10 protein-coding genes are annotated in these 19,599 nt (G+C 35.6%); 1 reads left to right on the plus strand and 9 read right to left on the minus strand.

Annotation, left to right across the window (positions count from 1 at the left end; genetic code table 11):
* Positions 1-379: 379 nt before the first annotated feature.
* The 8 genes from VB694_RS10305 to hemW all read right to left on the minus strand — a co-directional run bounded on the left by VB694_RS10305 (position 380) and on the right by hemW (position 16,404).
* The gene (locus VB694_RS10305) at positions 380-931 is read right to left on the minus strand and encodes a nucleotide exchange factor GrpE (protein WP_323360225.1); all 552 of its coding nucleotides are present in this window, start codon (positions 929-931) and stop codon (positions 380-382) included.
* Positions 924-1,559: a molecular chaperone DnaJ gene (locus VB694_RS10310; protein WP_323360226.1), complete on the minus strand. Its 636-nt coding sequence runs from the start codon at positions 1,557-1,559 to the stop codon at positions 924-926. Before VB694_RS10310 ends, VB694_RS10305 begins: the two co-directional genes overlap by 8 nt.
* A 16-nt stretch (positions 1,560-1,575) precedes the next feature.
* The gene (locus VB694_RS10315) at positions 1,576-4,017 is read right to left on the minus strand and encodes a peptidase M, neutral zinc metallopeptidase site (protein ID WP_323360227.1); all 2,442 of its coding nucleotides are present in this window, start codon (positions 4,015-4,017) and stop codon (positions 1,576-1,578) included.
* Positions 4,018-4,509 carry a LysM peptidoglycan-binding domain-containing protein gene (locus VB694_RS10320; RefSeq protein WP_323360228.1) on the minus strand — a complete coding sequence of 164 codons (492 nt, stop codon included), beginning with the start codon at positions 4,507-4,509 and terminating at the stop codon, positions 4,018-4,020.
* Positions 4,506-6,722 carry an Hsp70 family protein gene (locus tag VB694_RS10325; RefSeq protein ID WP_323360229.1) on the minus strand — a complete coding sequence of 739 codons (2,217 nt, stop codon included), beginning with the start codon at positions 6,720-6,722 and terminating at the stop codon, positions 4,506-4,508. The genes VB694_RS10320 and VB694_RS10325 overlap by 4 nt, the downstream gene beginning before the upstream one ends.
* 412 nt (positions 6,723-7,134) lie before the next feature.
* On the minus strand, positions 7,135-13,302 hold the full coding sequence (locus VB694_RS10330; RefSeq protein ID WP_323360230.1) for an eIF2A-related protein: 6,168 nt from the start codon (positions 13,300-13,302) through the stop codon (positions 7,135-7,137).
* On the minus strand, positions 13,299-14,723 hold the full coding sequence (locus VB694_RS10335; protein ID WP_323360231.1) for an ATP-binding protein: 1,425 nt from the start codon (positions 14,721-14,723) through the stop codon (positions 13,299-13,301). The genes VB694_RS10330 and VB694_RS10335 overlap by 4 nt, the downstream gene beginning before the upstream one ends.
* Before the next feature lie 496 nt (positions 14,724-15,219).
* The gene (gene hemW / locus VB694_RS10340; protein ID WP_323360232.1) at positions 15,220-16,404 is read right to left on the minus strand and encodes a radical SAM family heme chaperone HemW; all 1,185 of its coding nucleotides are present in this window, start codon (positions 16,402-16,404) and stop codon (positions 15,220-15,222) included.
* Positions 16,405-16,791: 387 nt separating this feature from the next.
* Between hemW and VB694_RS10345 the strand changes: the two genes are divergently transcribed.
* Positions 16,792-17,868: a PIN/TRAM domain-containing protein gene (locus VB694_RS10345; protein ID WP_323360233.1), complete on the plus strand. Its 1,077-nt coding sequence runs from the start codon at positions 16,792-16,794 to the stop codon at positions 17,866-17,868.
* A 335-nt stretch (positions 17,869-18,203) separates the two neighbouring features.
* On the opposite strand, the gene VB694_RS10350 is transcribed toward VB694_RS10345, so the two are convergent.
* A partial coding sequence (locus VB694_RS10350; protein WP_323360234.1) for a DUF4114 domain-containing protein occupies positions 18,204-19,599 on the minus strand: 1,396 nt, incomplete at its 5' end.

Genomic DNA, 19,599 nt, shown 5'->3' on the forward strand with positions numbered 1-19,599 from the left:
AGAATTATTAGTAATTTTAATTCTGTGCAAATCCATACAAATGAAGAACAGAGAAGTCAGGAGATATCAAGGTAATGAACAGTAATTGATGATAATTGATAACTGAATAAATGTGCTAGTTTCAATCGGTGGTGGTTGCCAATTTTTCAATTACTGATTCTGAGTAAGAATTCGGCGATAAGATCCCCGACTTCTGTTGTTTATTATGTCCACAAATTATCAATTGATGTCAGAAGTCGGGGATCTGGGTATTGTTTCTGAGTAAGAATTCAGGTAAAGCGATAAGATCCCCGACTTCTGTTGTTTATTATGTCCACAAATTATCAATTGATGTCAGAAGTCGGGGATCTGGGTATGAACGACTTCTCTAGCTGAATACTTACGATTCTGATTCCTGGCTCATGACTTCCGAATTTTTCTGTATAGTTTCGTCAATATTACCATCTAAAGTTACTTTTGTTTTAGCGGTAATTACTTCTGTAGGACGCAGAATTTTATCAGCCCACCGAAAACCACGACGCACTATTTTAGTAATGCTTTGGTCTGGTACATCAGTTCTTTCTTCCCGATCAACTACACGACACAGGTTAAAATCAGGTTCTGTTCCTACCAATTCTATTGGTATAAGTTGACGTTTTCCTAAGACGCTGAGAAATTTCCGATTAACTGCGGCGATGGAACGGGGTAAGCGTTTTATAAACTCTGGACTAGGTTTGGGGTTTTTTTCTAGATAGTTTAGTAAGGCTGCCAGCGCATCAGCAATTTCTAAAAGTTCTAAAAACAAATCTTCAGTTTGGGCTGTATTTTGAGTTTCTTTTTCTCTTAAAGATTGCTGTAAAATAACATTTTCTTTTTCGAGAGTACCCAGTTTTTGAATGAGCAAATCGCGTAACTCTTGGTTGATAAAATAATTTGGTGGTAAATCAGACACGGGAATTCTCTTGAGATAATATGGCTAAGATTTTTTTAGCCCAAGTTTTAACTTGGGGATGATTATGATTACTCAAAGACTGACAAAGGGCAACTGCTCTGTGTAATTGTCCACCCATTTGGTAGGATTTAATTAAACAAATTGTAGCTTGCAAATAGTCTTTATTATTGCGTTTTTCGCAGCCTTGGCAGTAGTCTTCCAAGTATTTTATCGCTTTCGGGTAACGTCCTTCTTTGCAAGCTGCAATACCTGCGGTTAATAATTGTGATAAGGGGATAGGTAAAGATTCTCTTTCTAGATTTTCTTGTTGATTAGCTTGTGTAATAGCTAAATCTAATCCATCAAATTCTGATAATAAAGTTAGTGTAGGTGTGGCTTGAGTTAAAGCTGATAAATCACTGTATTGAAATTGCTTAATAGCTGGCAATATCGGACGCAAATAGTCAGCAATAATCCTTGTTTCTGGCTTCATTAAGCTTTTTTGTGCTTTAGCAATGACATCTATTGGATATTGCTTACGCTTCATAGCTAAAGCTACAGCTTTGGTAATTTCTGCTTTCGATGCGGCTTGAGATAAATCTAAAATATCGTAGGGGTTTTTTTCCATAACATCAAGATAAGGAGTCACGAGTTAAAATGTCAGATCAAGATAATTTCAAGTTCTGATAAATTTCTTGAAATGCTGGTTCATGGGGGCAGATTTCATAAGCCCAACTTCCTAGTTGTAACATGAGTGCTGGATCATGTAAACGTCCTTCTTGAATACCCTTAATTAACATATTGATAAAAAACTCAGCGACAATATAACGAATTTTATCACGTTTGGAAAGTTTAGCTGTTTTCAGCATTTCCTCATACTGCCGAGTTTGGAACAGCTGATTAATTTGTTTTAGTTCCTGGGATAGTTCAACATTTTCTATCATGTCAGCAACAACAGGATTACTGCTTTCAATTTTTTGGAGCTTTTGCAGTTTTCCTAAAGCTTGGTTTAAGGAAATTTGCTCATTCACAAGTTGTTGTCTTATTTCTTCTGCTTTGTACTCAGCAAAATAGATTCTAGCCGATTTACTATTTCCTAGAATATCATACCAAAACTCAGCAAATTCTAAATGTTCAGAAAAATTTGATATTACTTGGCGCTGTAATCCACACAGTCTATTAATTTCTTGTTGCCAATCTTGATGATCTGTAATTGCTAGTTTTATTGATTGTAAAGGCATAATTGCGCCGCGCCAGTTTTGTTGTTGCAGCTGATAACAAGCATCATGGTAAGCGATTAAATTTTCAGCAAATACTTCAATTTCAATAGTTGACTTAGTTGTGGGTTTAAGTTGAATGGCGCGTTGGCTATCTCCTTCTAAACAAGCGGCTACAGCTAATCCCCAAGCAGTATAAAGGCAACGCAGAATTTTTTGATCAGCATCTATGTTTTCAATGAAATTATTTTCCCATTGAGCAAAAAACCGATGATAACAACCAGGAGTGATAAACACATCATTTATTTTCATTCCTGAGTTTGATGGTTCTCCCATCAATCTGAGTGCAACTAATTCCCGGCGGTAGTGATCACGCAAATCTAAATAAAAATCTAAATAATCTTCTATATTGATATTTTTCACCTGATCAATTGCTGCTTCTAAATGCTGTTTCAACTCTAAAGATACAGCAGGAAAGTTAACCTCTCCATTTTCCAACCAAGGAATATTTTTCAAGTGAGGATCTGCGGTTAAATTTGCTAATGATGTCGATAAAGCAATAATTAAATCAAACAGGTTGGCCTGATTATCTTGGGCATGATAATAAGTTGCTACTGTCCAATTATGTAATGTAGTGATATTGGCATTATTAACCCAGAGTTTTTCAGTGTTGTTAGCGATATTTTCCCAATTTGAATCTTGCCAAACCGCCGCTGCTAAACTTGGTTGAATATGTTCCCAAAGATTGGTAGTTACTAAAGATTCAGTTCCAAATCTTTGCAAAAATTTTCTACTTTCTACTTTAGCTGCTTCTAGATTTTTTGTATTGACTAATTCTTCAATCTTCTGTAAAGACAATAAGCGTTGCTGTTGAGAAATGTGTTTAATTAGTTCTCTTTGCTCGTTAACTGTTGGCTCAGATATTCCTTGCCATTCCTGATTTGCTGAATCTAAATTGCCTTGTTGAGCTAATGCAAATCCCCGCAGATAAGCGGCTTGTTTTCCTGATAAACCTTGTAAATAAAATAGTGCATTTGTCCAATCTTGCATTTTAATTGCCACTAAACCTAAACGGATTTGACAATCACTAGAGTTTACTAAAAGGGTTTTTGCATTTTCATACAAAGATTTAGCCGCTGGGAGATCACTAGATTTTTCTGCTGCTAATCCTTGACGAAATAGTTCTCTACCTTGGAGTTTTAATTGGAGGTTTTTGAGTAACTCAAATCCGTCATGGCGAGGAAAATTAGTCAAAGCAGAATTTAAAATAGTAATTGCTTTCCTTAATTTCCCTTCCTGTTCAATTTGCTGTGCTTTTTGGAGTTCAGAATCATAAATTTCTTCTTGAAAAACTTGGATTTGAAGAGCGGAAATTGCTTGCCTTATTATCTGAGTGGAGTATAATTTTTCGGCTTTTTTGTAAATAATTATCGCCTGTTTAAAAAAGCGATTTTCTGCATGAGATTTTGCCTGGCTTATTAATGATTTAAATTCTTTTCGCTGTGATAATATTTGTTGACATTCTTCAATTACTTGTGATGTCCATTCATCACAGATAATTTGAGTGTAGAGACGATAAAGATCGATAGCACTAGTGAGAAATTGAATTTCTAAAGGATCACCGGTATCCCTTCTCAACATCACTTGTGCTTGAGCAACTATTTTATCAGCTTGGACAACTTGTTTCCGCCAATTTATTAACTGTTTTTCGAGCCTTTCAATAACACTACCAACTAAAAATTTACCCAGTAATCGTTCCCAAAGATTGGGTTTTTCTGCCCAAAGTTTCAATGCTGTTTCCGCAGTGATGATAGCTTCTCGCAGTTGCTTTTTTTGGGCTAGTTGTTGGGCTTTCTGGTTGGCTTCCCTTAGATTATCAAGGATACTCATTTATTTTTTCTCCTGACATTGAGGAACTTTTAACTTTTCTCCCACATTGATAAAGTAGTTGCGCCGATTTTCTAAGTGGGGATTAGCTTCTGCTATCAGCCTCCAAGCACTGGCTTTACCACAGACTTTTTCGGCAATTACACCTAAGTTATCTCCGGGTTTAACCCTGTAAATATTTAATTTAGGGTTATTGATCAGAGTTTCCGAGTTATTAACTTTTGTTGAACTATGTGCAAATAAATTTATACTATATTGATTTTGGATGAGTAAAAAACTGCCTCCTACTCCCAAACCAATACCTATAGTTAGTATTAACAAAGTTACTAACAATGGCAAATTACTAATCTTTTTTGGCAGTGATGTTTTTTCGACTGGGGCTAAGTCTTGGAGTGTGCGAATCAGAGAAAGGTCTGTTTCACAATTGGGACAAGTCTTCCCGTCAATTTCTTTATATCCACATACAGGACAGTTAAGTTTAAGTTGATTATTCATCGTGTCAGTCCTGTCACAATGCTGTTAGTGGGTAAGTTTTGAGTTAGCCAATATTGTACTTCTGGTTGTAATTCAGGTAACAAAATTTCGGCTTCATGAACATCACCATTTTTCATCGCTATTAATAGCCGAGAGAGTTTATCAGACATGGCATTTGCTTTGGTAGGTGCGATAACTTTAGCTTGTTGAATTGCCATAATACAAGCCTGAATTACTTGTACTTCTTCCGGTAATTTATTTAGTTCCTTTCTTGCTTCTTCACTGTGATACTGCATTTCAAATAGATTATTGTTGTCAATAGCAGCTTCTAATTCTGCACTCAACTTTTGTAATCGTTCTTGCTGTGGTTTAAGAATCATAAATTCACACAGTTTAATAATGAGATCGCATTCATTGACTAAAGATTCTGCTTCTAGTCTATCTGAAGACATATTAATCTGGAATTTTTGCAGATTTACAAGAGCAATCTCCCGTAAATCGCTGCTTTCTTCTCCTGTGATGGGATTAATAATTTGGTTGGCTGACTGCACAACTGGTACTGCTAATTTCATGGCTTCTTCCACACCATAAGCAGTTAAGTTTTGATGATTGAGTTTATCTATTTCTTGCTCTAATTCTTGATATATCTTTTCATCTGCACGTCCACGAGAAAAAATACAACTGACTCTGATTGAAGGGTCATTTTTTAAAGTTGCTGTCATTCGCAAATCATTGTTTTGTTCATCCAACTCTAAATTCACTTGAATTTCTGTTCCAGCTGGATATTTTTCATTTAAACTTAACCACATTTCCCCAATTCTTTCATCATCTTTGACACCATCTAACTTTTCTTTAACATTATCCGGGCTGAAAAACTGAAAGTGAATTAAGCTTTGTCCTTCTGCCACTGTTTTAAAAGTGTAAACTGGAGTCGTGACTGGCAAAATATCACCTTGGCTAATTACTTTATATTTGCCATCTGCTAATTGAATAAAATAATCACGGGATACTGTTGTCACTTTATCTGTTTGTCCAGCAGCGACAATTGCTGCACCCTCAGCCACTGCATACATTGGTCGTTGATGCAGCACCACTTTATCAGCACCAAACGCCTGTTTAAGTTTGCTTTGTACTAGAGGAATTTGGGAAGAACCCCCCACCAACAATACTATATCCACCATTTCTAGATGGTATTCAGCATATTCTAAAGCTTCTCGGCAAATTTGCAGCGATCGCTCTACCAAATCATCAATCATCTCTTCAAATTGCTGGCGGGTGATTTCCACTTCAATGGGAATAGCTATTCCTGACTCATCTAGTAATTGAGTACCAGGGATAACCCGCACGACTTGAGAACTACTTAATTCAACTTTTGCCCTTTCTACTGCAATCTTTAAATCAGCATGAAAACGGACTCGTTGATAATAAGGCATTTTCGCAATTAAGCCCTCAGTATCACTGATTTGTTCACGTAGGGCGATTTGCTCTTTCACAAACTTCATCAACCGTGAGTCAATGTCATCTCCACCTAACCACAAATCCCCTGCTTTCCCCTGCTCAATAAATGATGTTCCACCTGCGGTAATTACTGAAGCGTCAAATGTACCACCGCCAAAGTCATAAACTAAAATCGTCTTGACATCATCACTATTAGGTGAAAACCCGTAGGATATCGCTGCTGCTGTCGGTTCTGCTAACAGTTCTAAGGGCGTAAGTCCGGCTTTAAGTACAGCAGTGCGGGTGGCGTAGCGTTGTTTATCGTTGAAATAGGCGGGGATGGTAATTACAGCTTGGTCAATTGTCTCCCCAGTTTTACCAATAGCTTGACAATAGGCCTGGGCATTCTGCACCACTTTTTTGATAATTTCCGCCGAAATATCCTCTGGTTGATATTCTTTATCTCCCAACCACACCGCAATACTGTTATCTGTTCCCTGAATTGGTTGGCTAATTTTATAACCAAATTCTGACATTTGTTTCTGAATTGCTGAGTCGCCAAAACCCCTACCCATTAAACGTTTGATAGAAATAATCACATTCTCTGGGTCATGGCGTAGCTGGTTGTAAGCTTGATCTCCTACCAAAAATTTACCTTGGTCGTCAGCAACCACAGAACGAGTGAGTTTTCGGTCTGGGGGCGTGTTATCGTTGGCCGTCACTACTTCTACTTCTACCAATTTAAAAGCAGCGACAGAGTTAGTCGTCCCTAAATCAATACCAATTGCCTTGACCATTGCTGAAATTTTGCCCTGTTATGTATTTTTTTTGACAATTTAGGTAGACTGCCACTTGATAACCCGCAATTTGGGAGGAGGAGTTAATTACTAATTATGATTAATACATATCTATTGCACATAGTATACCGAATATTTACGCAAATTACGTAAGTAGTTACAAAACTTAATCTTTAGAAATTAATACTTTTAATTTTCCAAATTACTCATATCCCCCACTTTTTGAGCAGTTGGGTATCTATATTCCCGATAAATGGCAATTTAAATAAAATTTTAATAAATTATAATAAATTAATAAAATTAAAATCTCTATTTTCTTTTGCTAACCCTAGTTTTATAGATTATGGAAATGATAGATAATAATGAGAATTAAAAATCAAATCCTATATACTTAAAAGACTTGATGAAAGTTTCAATTCCCATGAACCATAAGAATGTCATCACATAATTTTGTATCCTTAACATTAGGGTTAGTTTTAAGATAATCTCGTACTTGTTCACAACCTTTCTTTAATAACTCATCTAGATTCCAACTCCAAATTAAAACTTGATCACCAGACATGGCAATAATTTGTTTTCCATCGGCACTAAATCTAACATCTGAACCCATTAAAGTATCTTTATCAAAGCTTTTCAGTAACTTCCCATCCAAACTCCAGATTTTTATATTGTTATGGTTATCAACAGAAACTATCATTTGACCATCTGGACTAAAATTGATATTTGTCACACTAGAAGAATGTCCCTTTAATGGTACTTTTTCTGTACCGTCAAGACTCCATAATTCGATTGTACTGTCATTACTAGCTGTAACAATGGTCTTACCATCTGGACTAAAAATTACTTTATTGATACCAGAAGAATGTTCCATTAATGGTAGTTTTTTTGTACCGTCAAGACTCCATAATTGAACTGTATTATCATCACTAGCTGTAGCAATAGTTTGACCATCTGGACTAAAACTAATACTATTTATTATCTCTGTATGTCCATTCCAGGGCTTACCGATTATCTCCTTTTTAAGGAGATTCCAAAGAATGATTGTATTATTTTTTGTATCTTGGTCATAACTAGCTGAAGCAATAGTTTGACCATCTGGACTAAAACTAAAATTGTTAATAGAATTACTATGTCCTTTGACTGTAGTTATTAATTTTCCCTGCCTATTCCAGACTTTTACTACATCCTTATCTCCAAAAACAGCTATGGTTTGATTATCAGCATTTATTTTGACATTACTAATTCGATTTCCATCTCCTTGAAAAGTTTTGATTAGTTTGCCATTACCACTATTCCAAAATTTAACAGTTTGACTCTTATCTAAAGAAACAAGAGTTTTGCCATCGGGGCTAAAATTGATTTGCGTAATTTCCTTTTGATGTCCTGAAAGAGTTGCAATTTCTTCGCCTTTAGTATCCCAAAGTTTGATGGTATTATCCTTATCCGCTGAAGCAATACGATCAAATATGCGAGTATCAGTTTTTGAAATATTATTAACGGTTAAACTGGGGTTTTCAGTATTGGATTTGATAGGTTCAGTTGTAATTTTTTCGCCGTTTCGATTCCATAATTCCACACTAGTTTCTGTTATTTTGGCAATAGTCTGACCATTGGTGCTAAAACCAATACAACCAATATTATTATTGCAATCTATTTGAAAATTTTCAATCATTGAACCATCAGACTTGAAGACTTTTAAGATATTGGTTTCATCTTCAATTATAAATAGCTTAATATCAGGGCTAAATCTAAAATTATAAATTTCTTTAATATTTTTTAGTATTGTCTGATTTGAGATGCCATTTCGATTCCAAAATTCCAATTTTTTCCTATCGTTGCTAATTTTAATAATCTGACTATTAGGAGTAAACATTATATTTTCAAAGATTTGTTTATCTCCCGGAATATTCAATATATTCTTGTTATTCCTAACCCAAATCTGGGCATCATTATTACTATCATTAGGAACAAATAAGATTTGGCTATCAGGACTGAATTTTACTTGTCCCTTTTTTATATCATGTCCATCATCTTTGTACCCTTCAATATTTTTAATTCGTTTGCCTTGTTTGTCCCAAAGTTTAACCTGATTATCCCAACCCACAGTAGCAATAAGCTGACTATCTGGACTAAAAATCACTTCTTTGATGCCATCTTTATGTCCTTTTAGGGTGTTAATTTCTGTGCCATCAGGTTTCCATAATTTTATTGTTTTATCTCGACTCACAGTGGCAATAATTTGACTATTAGGACTAAAAACTACTTCACGAATGATTTCCGTATGTCCTTGAAGAGTTTTTATTTCTGTGCCGTCTGATTTCCATAGTTGTGCTTTATTGTCCCAATCTGTAGAAACAATTAACTTCCCATCAGGGCTAAACTCAAATAAGTTTACATCTTTAGAAAAATCTTTGATGAGATCACCATTTTTATTAAAGAGTTGAACCGCAGTATCTGGACTAGCAGAAGCAATCATCTTACTATCAGGGTTTAAATGAGTAATATAATCTGAAATATTATCTGAAAGCTTAATACTAGGTTTTACTGGTGTACCATCAAATTTCCAGAACTTTACTAAGTTTTCTTTAACAGATATTAGTAAATTATCTGGACTTAATCCTACAATATAACCTGTATCTTGATCATCTTCTTTAGTCTTGAAATGATTTTTATTTAGGTTGTTAAGTGTAAATATATTACTGGAATTATCTATTACAACGACCTGTTCAAGTTTCTGATTATAGATTATTTTTGCTTGCTCAGGAATATCAGAAAGTTGAATATATTTTTCAAGTGATTCAATGTGAGTTCCTTTTATACTCAACAACTTTATTTTACTATCATTACTATCAAGAAAAACTAATCTTTGACCATCAGTAGTGAAGGTTGCAAAATGTATGTTATTATTAGCAGTCTTTACTAACTTGCCATCAAGATCCCAAAATTCAATATTAGAATTAGTAGCGACCATCAGCATTTTATTGTCGTGACTAAACATGAAACTTTTTAAATCAGGAATATCTAAGGATTGAAGTTGTTTATCATTATCAACTTTCCAAATTTTAATAGTAGTGATCTCGCTATTATTACTTTCATTCTTAATACTACTAGCTGAGGCAATCAATTTACCATCATGACTGAAAACTACACGATTAACATCAGATTTATGTCCTTTTAATGTGCGAATTTCTGTACCATCTAGATTCCATATTTTAATAGTCCTGTCACTACTAGCGGTCGCAATTAGTTTATCATCTGGACTAAAACTAATGTCATTTATCTTATCATTATGCCCTATAAAGTTTGTTGGTAATTCTTTGTCGTTCTTACCATCTATTTGCCAGAGTTTGATCTTTCCATCATTACTTCCTGAAGCAAGAAATTTACCATCTGGGCTAAAACTAATCGTATTAAATTGCTCTTTATTTCCTCCTAAAGTTTTGATTAAAGTGCCATCAGATTTCCACAACCTTATGGTTTTGTCTGCACTTGCAGAGGCTATCATATTACCATCAGGGCTAAATTTTACGTCTGTAATTTCCTTACTATGTCCTTCTAATTGATTAGCAGCATCCAAACCATAAACAGTTTCTTGTAGCCTAGCAATAACCTGATTACGAGTATCATTTTCGACTCCAAATTGCCCAAATCCGCCTCGCAATTCTTTCCCAGCGTTAATTCCTTCTACTAAACCATCAAATTTCTTACCAGAAGTATAAATAGTTTCTGATTTAGCACTCATTTCCCTTAATTCAGCATTGGTTTTACCAATATTAGCTTGTACTCCCAATACAACTGCAAGAATAGCTAAAACTCCCATCAAAGCACCACCAGCACCAACAATTTTTAATTGTCGTTTTAGAACCTGGTTTAATTCTGCTTCACTTTTCTTTCTTTTCTCTCGTTCTTGTTTCAATTGTGTGTGTAAATCATTATCTCTTTGTTGGCGAATAAAAGCTACCAAATAATCATGGACAATTTGATAACGATTAGCAGGGTGTTCTGGTATCAGAAAAATCAACCCTGTTTTCTTTAAAATTTCTAAAACTAAATTTAATTGTTCTTCTGTAAATGCTGAATCTAAAATTAAAGTTTTTAATTCAGTTTCAATTTCTTCACGAGTTTTCAGAGGACGAGTATTATTTTCATCAGTTAATAGGTAAAGTACATCTTCTGTTAATTGTTTATTTTCAATTCCACAATCTTGAATAACATTTGCTAAATAATTTTTTACTAATTCTTCTTTTGTTCCAAATGCTCTATATTTAGCTAAAGTGGTAATTCCTTCAGCTTGCATTTGTGCGCCCATAACTTGCATTTCAATCGGACGCACTTCTCCTAGACTCTTTGCCAATTCTGCCACCATATAATCAATTAATTCAGGTTCTAACTGAAATTGAGAACTTTGGCTTAATCTTTTAATAACTTCTTTGGCATTTTCAGGGGAGAAATTTCCTAAATGATAAAGAATATTTTTATTCAGGATATCATTGTTGATTGCTGTCATATTTTCCAGACGATTGCAAATCAACAAATAATGTAGATAGTCTTCACGCAAAGAAAGAATTATTTTAACAACGCTGTTTTTAATATTTAAAAGCTGACTGAGAAAATCAAAAAATTCTTTCTTTTTTGTTGGGTCATTAGAAACAAAGAAAAATTCTTCAAATTGATCAAAAATCAATACTGTTAATAAATTATGATGAGCATTTTGCTCTAACTGATTAATGATTGTTTGAGTTGAATCTAGTACCAAAAATCCGTTAATTTCCTTCTCTTTTAGAGCTTTTTGGCAACTATTACCAAGTTCTCTCACCCAATCTGTATAAGCTCTTAAAACAATTGGTAAAATATCAAGAGTACCAATGGATTTACTTTGTAAAACAGGAACTAACCCCGCATTAACAAGGGAACTTTTACCCACTCCTGACTGACCATGAATTACGGTCAATTTATGCTGAGTGCTACCAATTCTACTGACTAATTCTTCAATATCATATTGTCGTCCCGATGCAGCAATTTCTTGAGGAATTTGCTCTTTTTTATCGTTTTTTCTTTGTTGATATTTTAATCTGATTGATGCTTGTAAACGTCCTGCACCAACAAAAGCCGTAATTCCTAGCTGAGTTTTAAGATAGCGTTGTTCTTCTTTTAGTTCAAAAGCCTGAAGATATTCATGTTGTTCAACGTAATAAATATCATGCAATTCTTGGACAATAGAAAGATAAAGTTGAGGATTTTTATAAGGGTCGCTTTTTTGAGCATTTTTCAAACTTGTAACAGCGTTGTCAATATCTTTTAATTGACGTTGAGCTTTACCTAATAGAAACCAATACCATCCTCGATCTTGTTCAGTCCCTTGAGCATCCAAAATACTTAAAGCTTGTTCAATTAAGCTTTTCCCTTGCACCGCATCATTTTTACTCAATGCTATCTCTGCTAAAAAGGCATAATCTTGTGCTAATTCTACCTGCTTATGGTAGGTTTGGTGTAGCTTTTGTACCTTTTGGGTAATTTCTTTTAATTCATCCCAAGATTCTAATTCCTTTAAAATCTTTTGGTATGGGAAAATAAATTTAGCTACTAAATCTAATCTCTGTTGTTCCTCAAAAATATCAAGACATTGTTGAAAATATTGCTTTGCTAGTTGCCATTGACCTGTTGTATTTTTGTAAAATAATTCAGCTTTTCGGCTATGACATAACCCAATATAAAATAGTAAAACTGCTTGTTTTAATGGTAAATCTTGCAGTTCTTCTGTTTGTGCTTCTGGTTCAGAAGATACTGAAGAAGAATCCAGCTTTTGCTGTTCTATATTTTTTAATTCTTGGGCTAATTCTTGCCACAATTCTAAACTTTGTTGATAGTGAGCTAAAGCTGTATCAATTTCATCTTTCCGATTAAGATTTCGCCCTTGGGCAAATTCGATACTTGCTCTTAATGCTAAGTCTAATTCATATCCCTGATTTTCTAAATTTCTTCGTGCTGCTGTAATCTCTAAGCGTTCATCTGTACTAAAAAGCTGATTATTAGGTACAAATTGACTATTTGCGCCTAATTCTAAAATTTTGCTAAATAAAACATGACAGTTATGTTGTAATTTACTAACTAAAATCTCAGGTGGAATTATAAAACTAATCCTAGTTGTCCAACTTTCAAAGTCAGGGATTAATCTTTTAAACAGCCGGACAATATCATCATTAATCCATAAAAATATGGCAAAATGGCAGTTTTTTCTAAATTCTTCTCTGACCGGATTTAAGGATAATAGTAATTGTTCTATATTCTGAACAGATTCTAATCCATAAATTACTAATCCGTTTAACTGCTGATTTCCTTGAATTTCTTGGATTTTTGAGTAGAGTTTAGTAACAGAAGGTTCTAAATCAAGTTCTCGAATATTAGGACAAAGTTCTGATAATCTGGTTCTAATACCATCCCTTAAAACGGCATAGTTACACTTAACCAAAACTAAAGAAAATTGCCCTTGAGACATTTCAACGGCAAACTGAAATTCTTCTAATGCCTGTTGGTTATAGTCAACAGCTTGAACAAATGGTTTCAGGTTATCATTATTCATGGTTGTAACTCCTTAGCTGTTGCCAAAATCGGATTAACATCAAACCAAGATTCTGATTTTTCTGACTGGTGATATTCATATACAAACATACTCCGAATTAGGGTTTGATATTCTTGATCACCTGCGACTTTTTTCTCTTGAAACACAGCGCGTAGCAATTGCCATTCATGTTGATCGACTCCTAAACGTTGTTCGTTGCAATCAACTGTAATTACCATTTCTAGCGTCTCACGAGAAATCGGCAATCCTTTTTGTTTTTTAAGGGAGTCATTGAGAAGACGTAATAATTGTCTGACATGACCTCCACTCATCAAACAAAGGTAATTGAATGTTTCTTCATGATCAAAAATTTCCCCAATTTTAGTTAACCGTTCTGCTTCAGTTAAATAAGGAAATGCTCGTGCTAAAATCATTTGTCGTAACAATTCCATTCCTGCTTCACACTGGCTGCCATCTTTTAATTTAAGAGAAACCATTGGTAAGACAAAAGGAGTTGTTAAAAATCGTTGTTTGAGAGTATTAAAATCATTAGAAAAGCGTAAACCCAAGGGCATTGTATAAACTACATGACAGTTTAGCGATCGCAATTGTTCTCCACGATCTACAAATAAATACTCTTGCTGGGATCTTCCCCAAGGTTTAGGTATATTATCAATTTTGTCAAGGCTGTCAACAATCACAACTAATCCTTTTTTACCCAGTTCTTTAAGTTGACTAATTCCTGGTGCTAATAATTCTTGGTTAATCGCTTCTAAAATACCACTGGTACGGGGTTCGAGATATCCCCTTAATTTACCTCTTAAATCGGGACTAGCTTTAGTTTTAGCGTTGATTTTACCAATTAAAGGTGCAACTAAGGAAACTCCTTCTTTTTGATCAAAGCTAATTTTTCCAATTCCCGGAATCCCCACTTCCACCTCAAATTTGCCTTGACTATTAGCTGATATTTTCCCCATTCCTGGTACTTCAGCATCCGCAGTTAGTTCAATTTCAGTTTGTAATAGCCGAGAAACTTGTTTAATTACATCTTGGATCGTTTTTGGTTGAGAATTTGCCAAATGGTCAAAACTTTCACTCACACGACGGGCGATCGCTAGTAAAATATCACTAACATCAACATCTCCCATTTCTAAATCTTGGGAAGAATCAAAATAAACTACATGAAACCCTTCTGTTTCTAATTGTGCCTTCAGTAGCAACAATTCTGTAGATTTGCCACAACCAATATGTCCTGTAAATAATTGACAGTAAGCCTCATCTCTATGCCATAAGGTAATATTATCTTTTAATTCTTCAATAATTCGACCACCTCGAACTGAGGAAAAATCAATATAATATTTATGATCTTCTTGATTGTTATCTACAAATAGGGTCTTTCCAGGACTTGTAGCCTGAAAAAACTTTTTTAAGTCTAATGTCATGAACCCTTGATCTCTCTAAAAATTACTATTTCAGTATGAGAGCTTTGGTGCAAGTAAGATGTTATTTATAATATTATGTAATTTTTTGTTATAAAAATTTATTTAGGGCTTGCTGTATCGCTAAAGCGAAAGCTTCGCTAACGCGGAGCGTGCCGTCAGGCATATAAATGTGAAACCTAGAGAAATCAAAGGTTTGAGGCTGATAAACAGAAAATTAGGTACAAGTATTTTGAAGGATGTACCATCAAAAGCGTGCATTTTGGGTCTGATAAAAGGAAAAATTGGTTGTTAAAGATAGCCCAAACTCTTGCCTCTTGCCTTTTGCCATCGTTCATATCCAGATCCCCGACTTCTTTTATTTATTGTGTCCATAAATGATAAATTGATCTTCAGAAGTCGGGGATCTTATCGCCTTACTTGAATTCTTACCTTTTGAGAAGAAATTTAATTTATATGAAAATATGCTTTTCCTGGTTCAGAAAAGGCATATAATTTATCATTCCCCCAATTTATCAAACAAATCTGCCAACACCACATTAGAAAACAAAAACCCATCAGGATCAGTTAACCGCAATCTTTCCCCGATAATTTCCACCCAACCTTGAGGAAAATAAGGTTGCAAACAACGTTTAATTTCCTCTACCTTTTCTGTTCCAAACTTTTCCACCAACATCCTTAAACTCAAACCTTCTGCTAAACGCAAACCCAACATTAAAGTTTCTAATAATTCTTCTGCCAAAGGTGTGATTTCACAATCAATGATTGCACCATTTTCCAACCATTGATAATATTCTTTGGTTTTTCGGGGACGGGTAAAGCGTTTACCTTGCACATAACTAGCCGCACCCATTCCGAAACCGTAATAAGATAGATTTTGCCAATAAACTCGATTATGTTGACATTGATGTCCGCTTTTGGCATAGTTGGAAATTTCATAATGTTCATAACCTGCACCAGTTAAAACCTGTTGACCTAGTTGGTACATTTTGACCGTGGTTTCATCCGTCGGTAGAGGTTGATCTCCTGGTTTGTAATAACGACCAAAAGCTGTACCTGGTTCTATGGTTAAATCATAAATAGAGATATGATTGGGGGCAATTTCTACCGCTTTAGTCAGGGAATCTTGCCATTGATCCAAAGACTGATGTGGCAACCCGGAAATTAGGTCTAAGCTAAATTCGGGTATCTCGACTTGGTGGATTAACTCGATAGCTGCAAAAATATCTTCAACTGAGTGCGATCGCCCGGCAATTTTTAACAACTCTGCTTGAAACGTCTGCACCCCTAAGCTTACCCGGTTCACACCTGCACTGCGATAACCTGCCATAAGTGCCAAATCAAAAGTACCGGGGTCCATTTCCATAGAAATTTCTGCACCTTCAGTAATGCCAAAACGCTTTTCTAATGCTGTTAATAAACATTGCAATTGTTCTGTAGATAGCAGCGAAGGTGTACCACCACCAAAGAAAATAGTTTCTAGGGGTTGACTAAATGCTGGTGAAATGCTGATTTCCTGACACACTGCCTGAACATATTGGGAAATTGTACTAGAAGTTTCACCCCGCAAGCGATCGCCCACAACAAACACCGGAAAATCACAATAAAAACACCGTCGCCGACAAAAGGGAATATGCACGTAAGCAGCACTAGGTATTTGCGAAATAATCACTTTTTGAATCATTATGAACAAGAATTAATTTAATTAACAAACAACTACAAATAATGACAATGAGTGCTTAGTTTACAACTTTTAATCTTTTGATCACACTTTTGATCACAAAAATAAAGTGTATTACCAACCAATGAAATCCCCACTTTGTTTAAAAATCCATATAGCAAAAGGATTTGATTGCTGTAGAGATGTTCCGCCGGAATGTCCCTACTGACTGCTGATAGCTGTTGTCAGAATAATTATGCAGGGAAAACTCTTTGGTTATAATGTTTGCATATATTGTATTTATTGCCGAAATCCCTAGCGTAAGTCTCTATTTCTTCATCAATCTGACCGTGGAAATAAAACATACCTTACTCTCTTGGGTAACTACAGTTGTAGGAAAAAAACACAATCATGCTTGATATCATTATCATTCTCTCATTTATTTTGGCAGCGTCGGGAGTAGGTTACTTTAGCACCGATCTACTCCCCGCAGGAACTCTCGACGGAGTAACAAACCTAGACGCATTGCGGTTAGTCGTTGCTGTCTTTGCTGCTATTATTGGTGGTGCAATTGGGCTAAGTTTCCAAACCACATACCGTCGTTTAGAAGCACAAGTCCGAGAAATGCCCCTCGAAGTCATTTTAACTCGTGCTATTGGCTTGGTAATTGGGCTATTACTCGCCAACTTAATGTTAGCCCCGCTATTTTTACTACCCATTCCCCCAGATTTCAGCTTTATTAAACCTCTAGTCGCAGTTGTCGGTAGTATAATACTTTCCGTCACTGGCATGAATTTGGCAGATACTCACGGACGGGGTTTATTACGCTTAATTAATCCCAACACCGTAGAAACTTTGGTAGTAGAAGGAACTCTTAAACCTGCTAATACCAAAGTTTTAGACACTAGCTGCATTATTGATGGCCGCATTGAAACCTTACTAGAAACCGGATTTTTAGAAGGGGTAATTATTGTACCGCAGTTTGTTTTACAAGAACTGCAACAAGTCGCAGACGCAACTAAAGACATCAAGCGAGTCAGAGGAAGACGGGGTTTAGAAATTCTCAACCGCATTAAAGAAGCTTATCCAGAAAGGATTTTAATTAACCCGGCTGATTACGAAGATATTGCTACTGTTGATGCCAAATTGGTAAAATTTGCCCAAGAAATCAACGGTACTCTGTTAACTAATGACTACAATTTATCTAAGGTTGCTAGTGTGCAGAAAGTCCCAGTTTTGAATGTGAATGATTTGGTAAACGCAGTTCGTCCATCTTATTTACCTGGCGATAATCTTGACTTAAAAATTCTCAAAGAAGGTAAAGAACCAAGTCAAGGTGTTGGTTATTTGGATGATGGAACAATGGTTGTTGTCGAAGAAGGAAGCGGTTATGTTGGTGGCGAATTACGGGTAGTTGTCACCAGTGCTTTACAAACTTCAGCCGGAAGAATGATTTTTGCTAAACCTCAAGCTTCCGCTTTAGCGTGAGGGAAATGGTAAAAAAAATAGCAGTTCTCAAATCCCTGATTTCTTGAAGAAGTTGGGGATTTTGTTATTGATATCTTGTCAAAATTCAGGTGAGGCGATAAGATCCCCGACTTCTTTTATTTATTATGTCCATAAATGATAAATTGATCTGGTGAAGTCGGGGATCTGGGTATGAACCAATACTGTTCGGTTAAGCGATAGCGCAACCCAACAAAAGTCTATCAATGTTGGGTTTCCTAACGTCAACCCAACCTACATAATTATATTTTTTGGGCTTAACCGAAAAGTATTGATTGGTGATTAACCTGGGAATTAATTCCCAGGTATTTACTCAATTAACCAACAGGGGTAATCGAAAAATTGAATTTAATAATTATGTCATTGTAATCCAAATCACCACCACCAGGTAAATCTTCAAAACCAAAAGTGTTATCTCCCAACAAACGAATGTGGTCTACTCCATCAGAATTTACTCCCAAGTAAGGGAAATAAACTTGGGGATCATTGCTAGTGTTACTATCAGTTAACTGGGATAAACTTCCATTGACAATGATCATCGGCGCAAATATTGAACCACCTGCAATTATGGCGCTGTCTGTAAATTTACCTTGGTTAGCAACAGCAAATTTGATGGCTTCACCACTATCCACATCTGTAAGCAGATTGTTGATTGCAGCTTGCAAATAATTTGTTCGATTAGCAGCGGTGGCTTGTAAACCGCCAATTTCTCCTTGAGCAGTATCGACTTTATAAAAGTAGACTTCGTTATTAAATGCTGCTTCTCGGAAAACAGAAAAATCTGCTCTCACCGTACCTGTTATACCTGTTAAATCAATTAATTCTGCTTGGTTATCCCCTTGGTATTTTGTACCTATAGTTGATAATTCTTCAGTAGATTCAATCTTCACTACTAAAGAATTAAATTCTGTAATAGTGCTACTTTCCTTCCAAGAAAGAGTAAAACTACCCTCTTCTTGAGTAACTATTTGGGTTGAAGATTCAGCAAAGACAATGTTTGTAGTTGAAATATTTCCAGCCCGGAAACCATCAATTGTACCCTCTCTGACTAAAAAGAATTGCAAGTGACTACCAGAATTAAATCCTAGTAAGCGTGTCAGACTGTTAGTGTCAATTTCAGTTTTAAACAGATCAGGAAGATTAGCAAGAGTCGAGAAAATGCTTTTACCTTGGAGTCTGGCTCGTTCTAAAGCTGCTTCGTTGTAACCTTGTTCTCCAGGTTTAATACCCTCAATGCTACCGTCTTCGTCATCAACAGCAAATACACCAAGTTCATTAACAACACTAGAACTACTAGAAATGAGAGTGGCTTTGAGTCTTACAGATTCACTAATACCTTTGATGGTAAAGATGTTGTTGTTATTAATAGAAGCTAGTGGAATATCATCATCATTGATAGTTCCCTTAGCTACGCCGTTAGTAGAACTGATAGTAGCTCCATTTGCAGCACTACTCAAGTTGACTGTGAAAGTTTCATTTTCTTCCACCCGGAAATCTTCTGCTGTTTCAACTGTAAAGGTTTTCTCTGTTTCTCCTACAGCAAAGGTGAGAGTTTCAGTTTTTGGTGTAAAGTCGTTTTCACTAGCTGTATCGCTAACATTAATGGCTGTCGCCAAAGTTACTGCTTGTGCTGTTTGGGTATCCCCTGTCCGCGTAACGGTAAAAGTGAGCGCATTACCTTCAGTTGCTTCAGCATCTGCGATCGCAAATACA

It is taken from the genome of Anabaena sp. UHCC 0451, assembly GCF_034931405.1.
GTDB lineage: Bacteria > Cyanobacteriota > Cyanobacteriia > Cyanobacteriales > Nostocaceae > RDYJ01.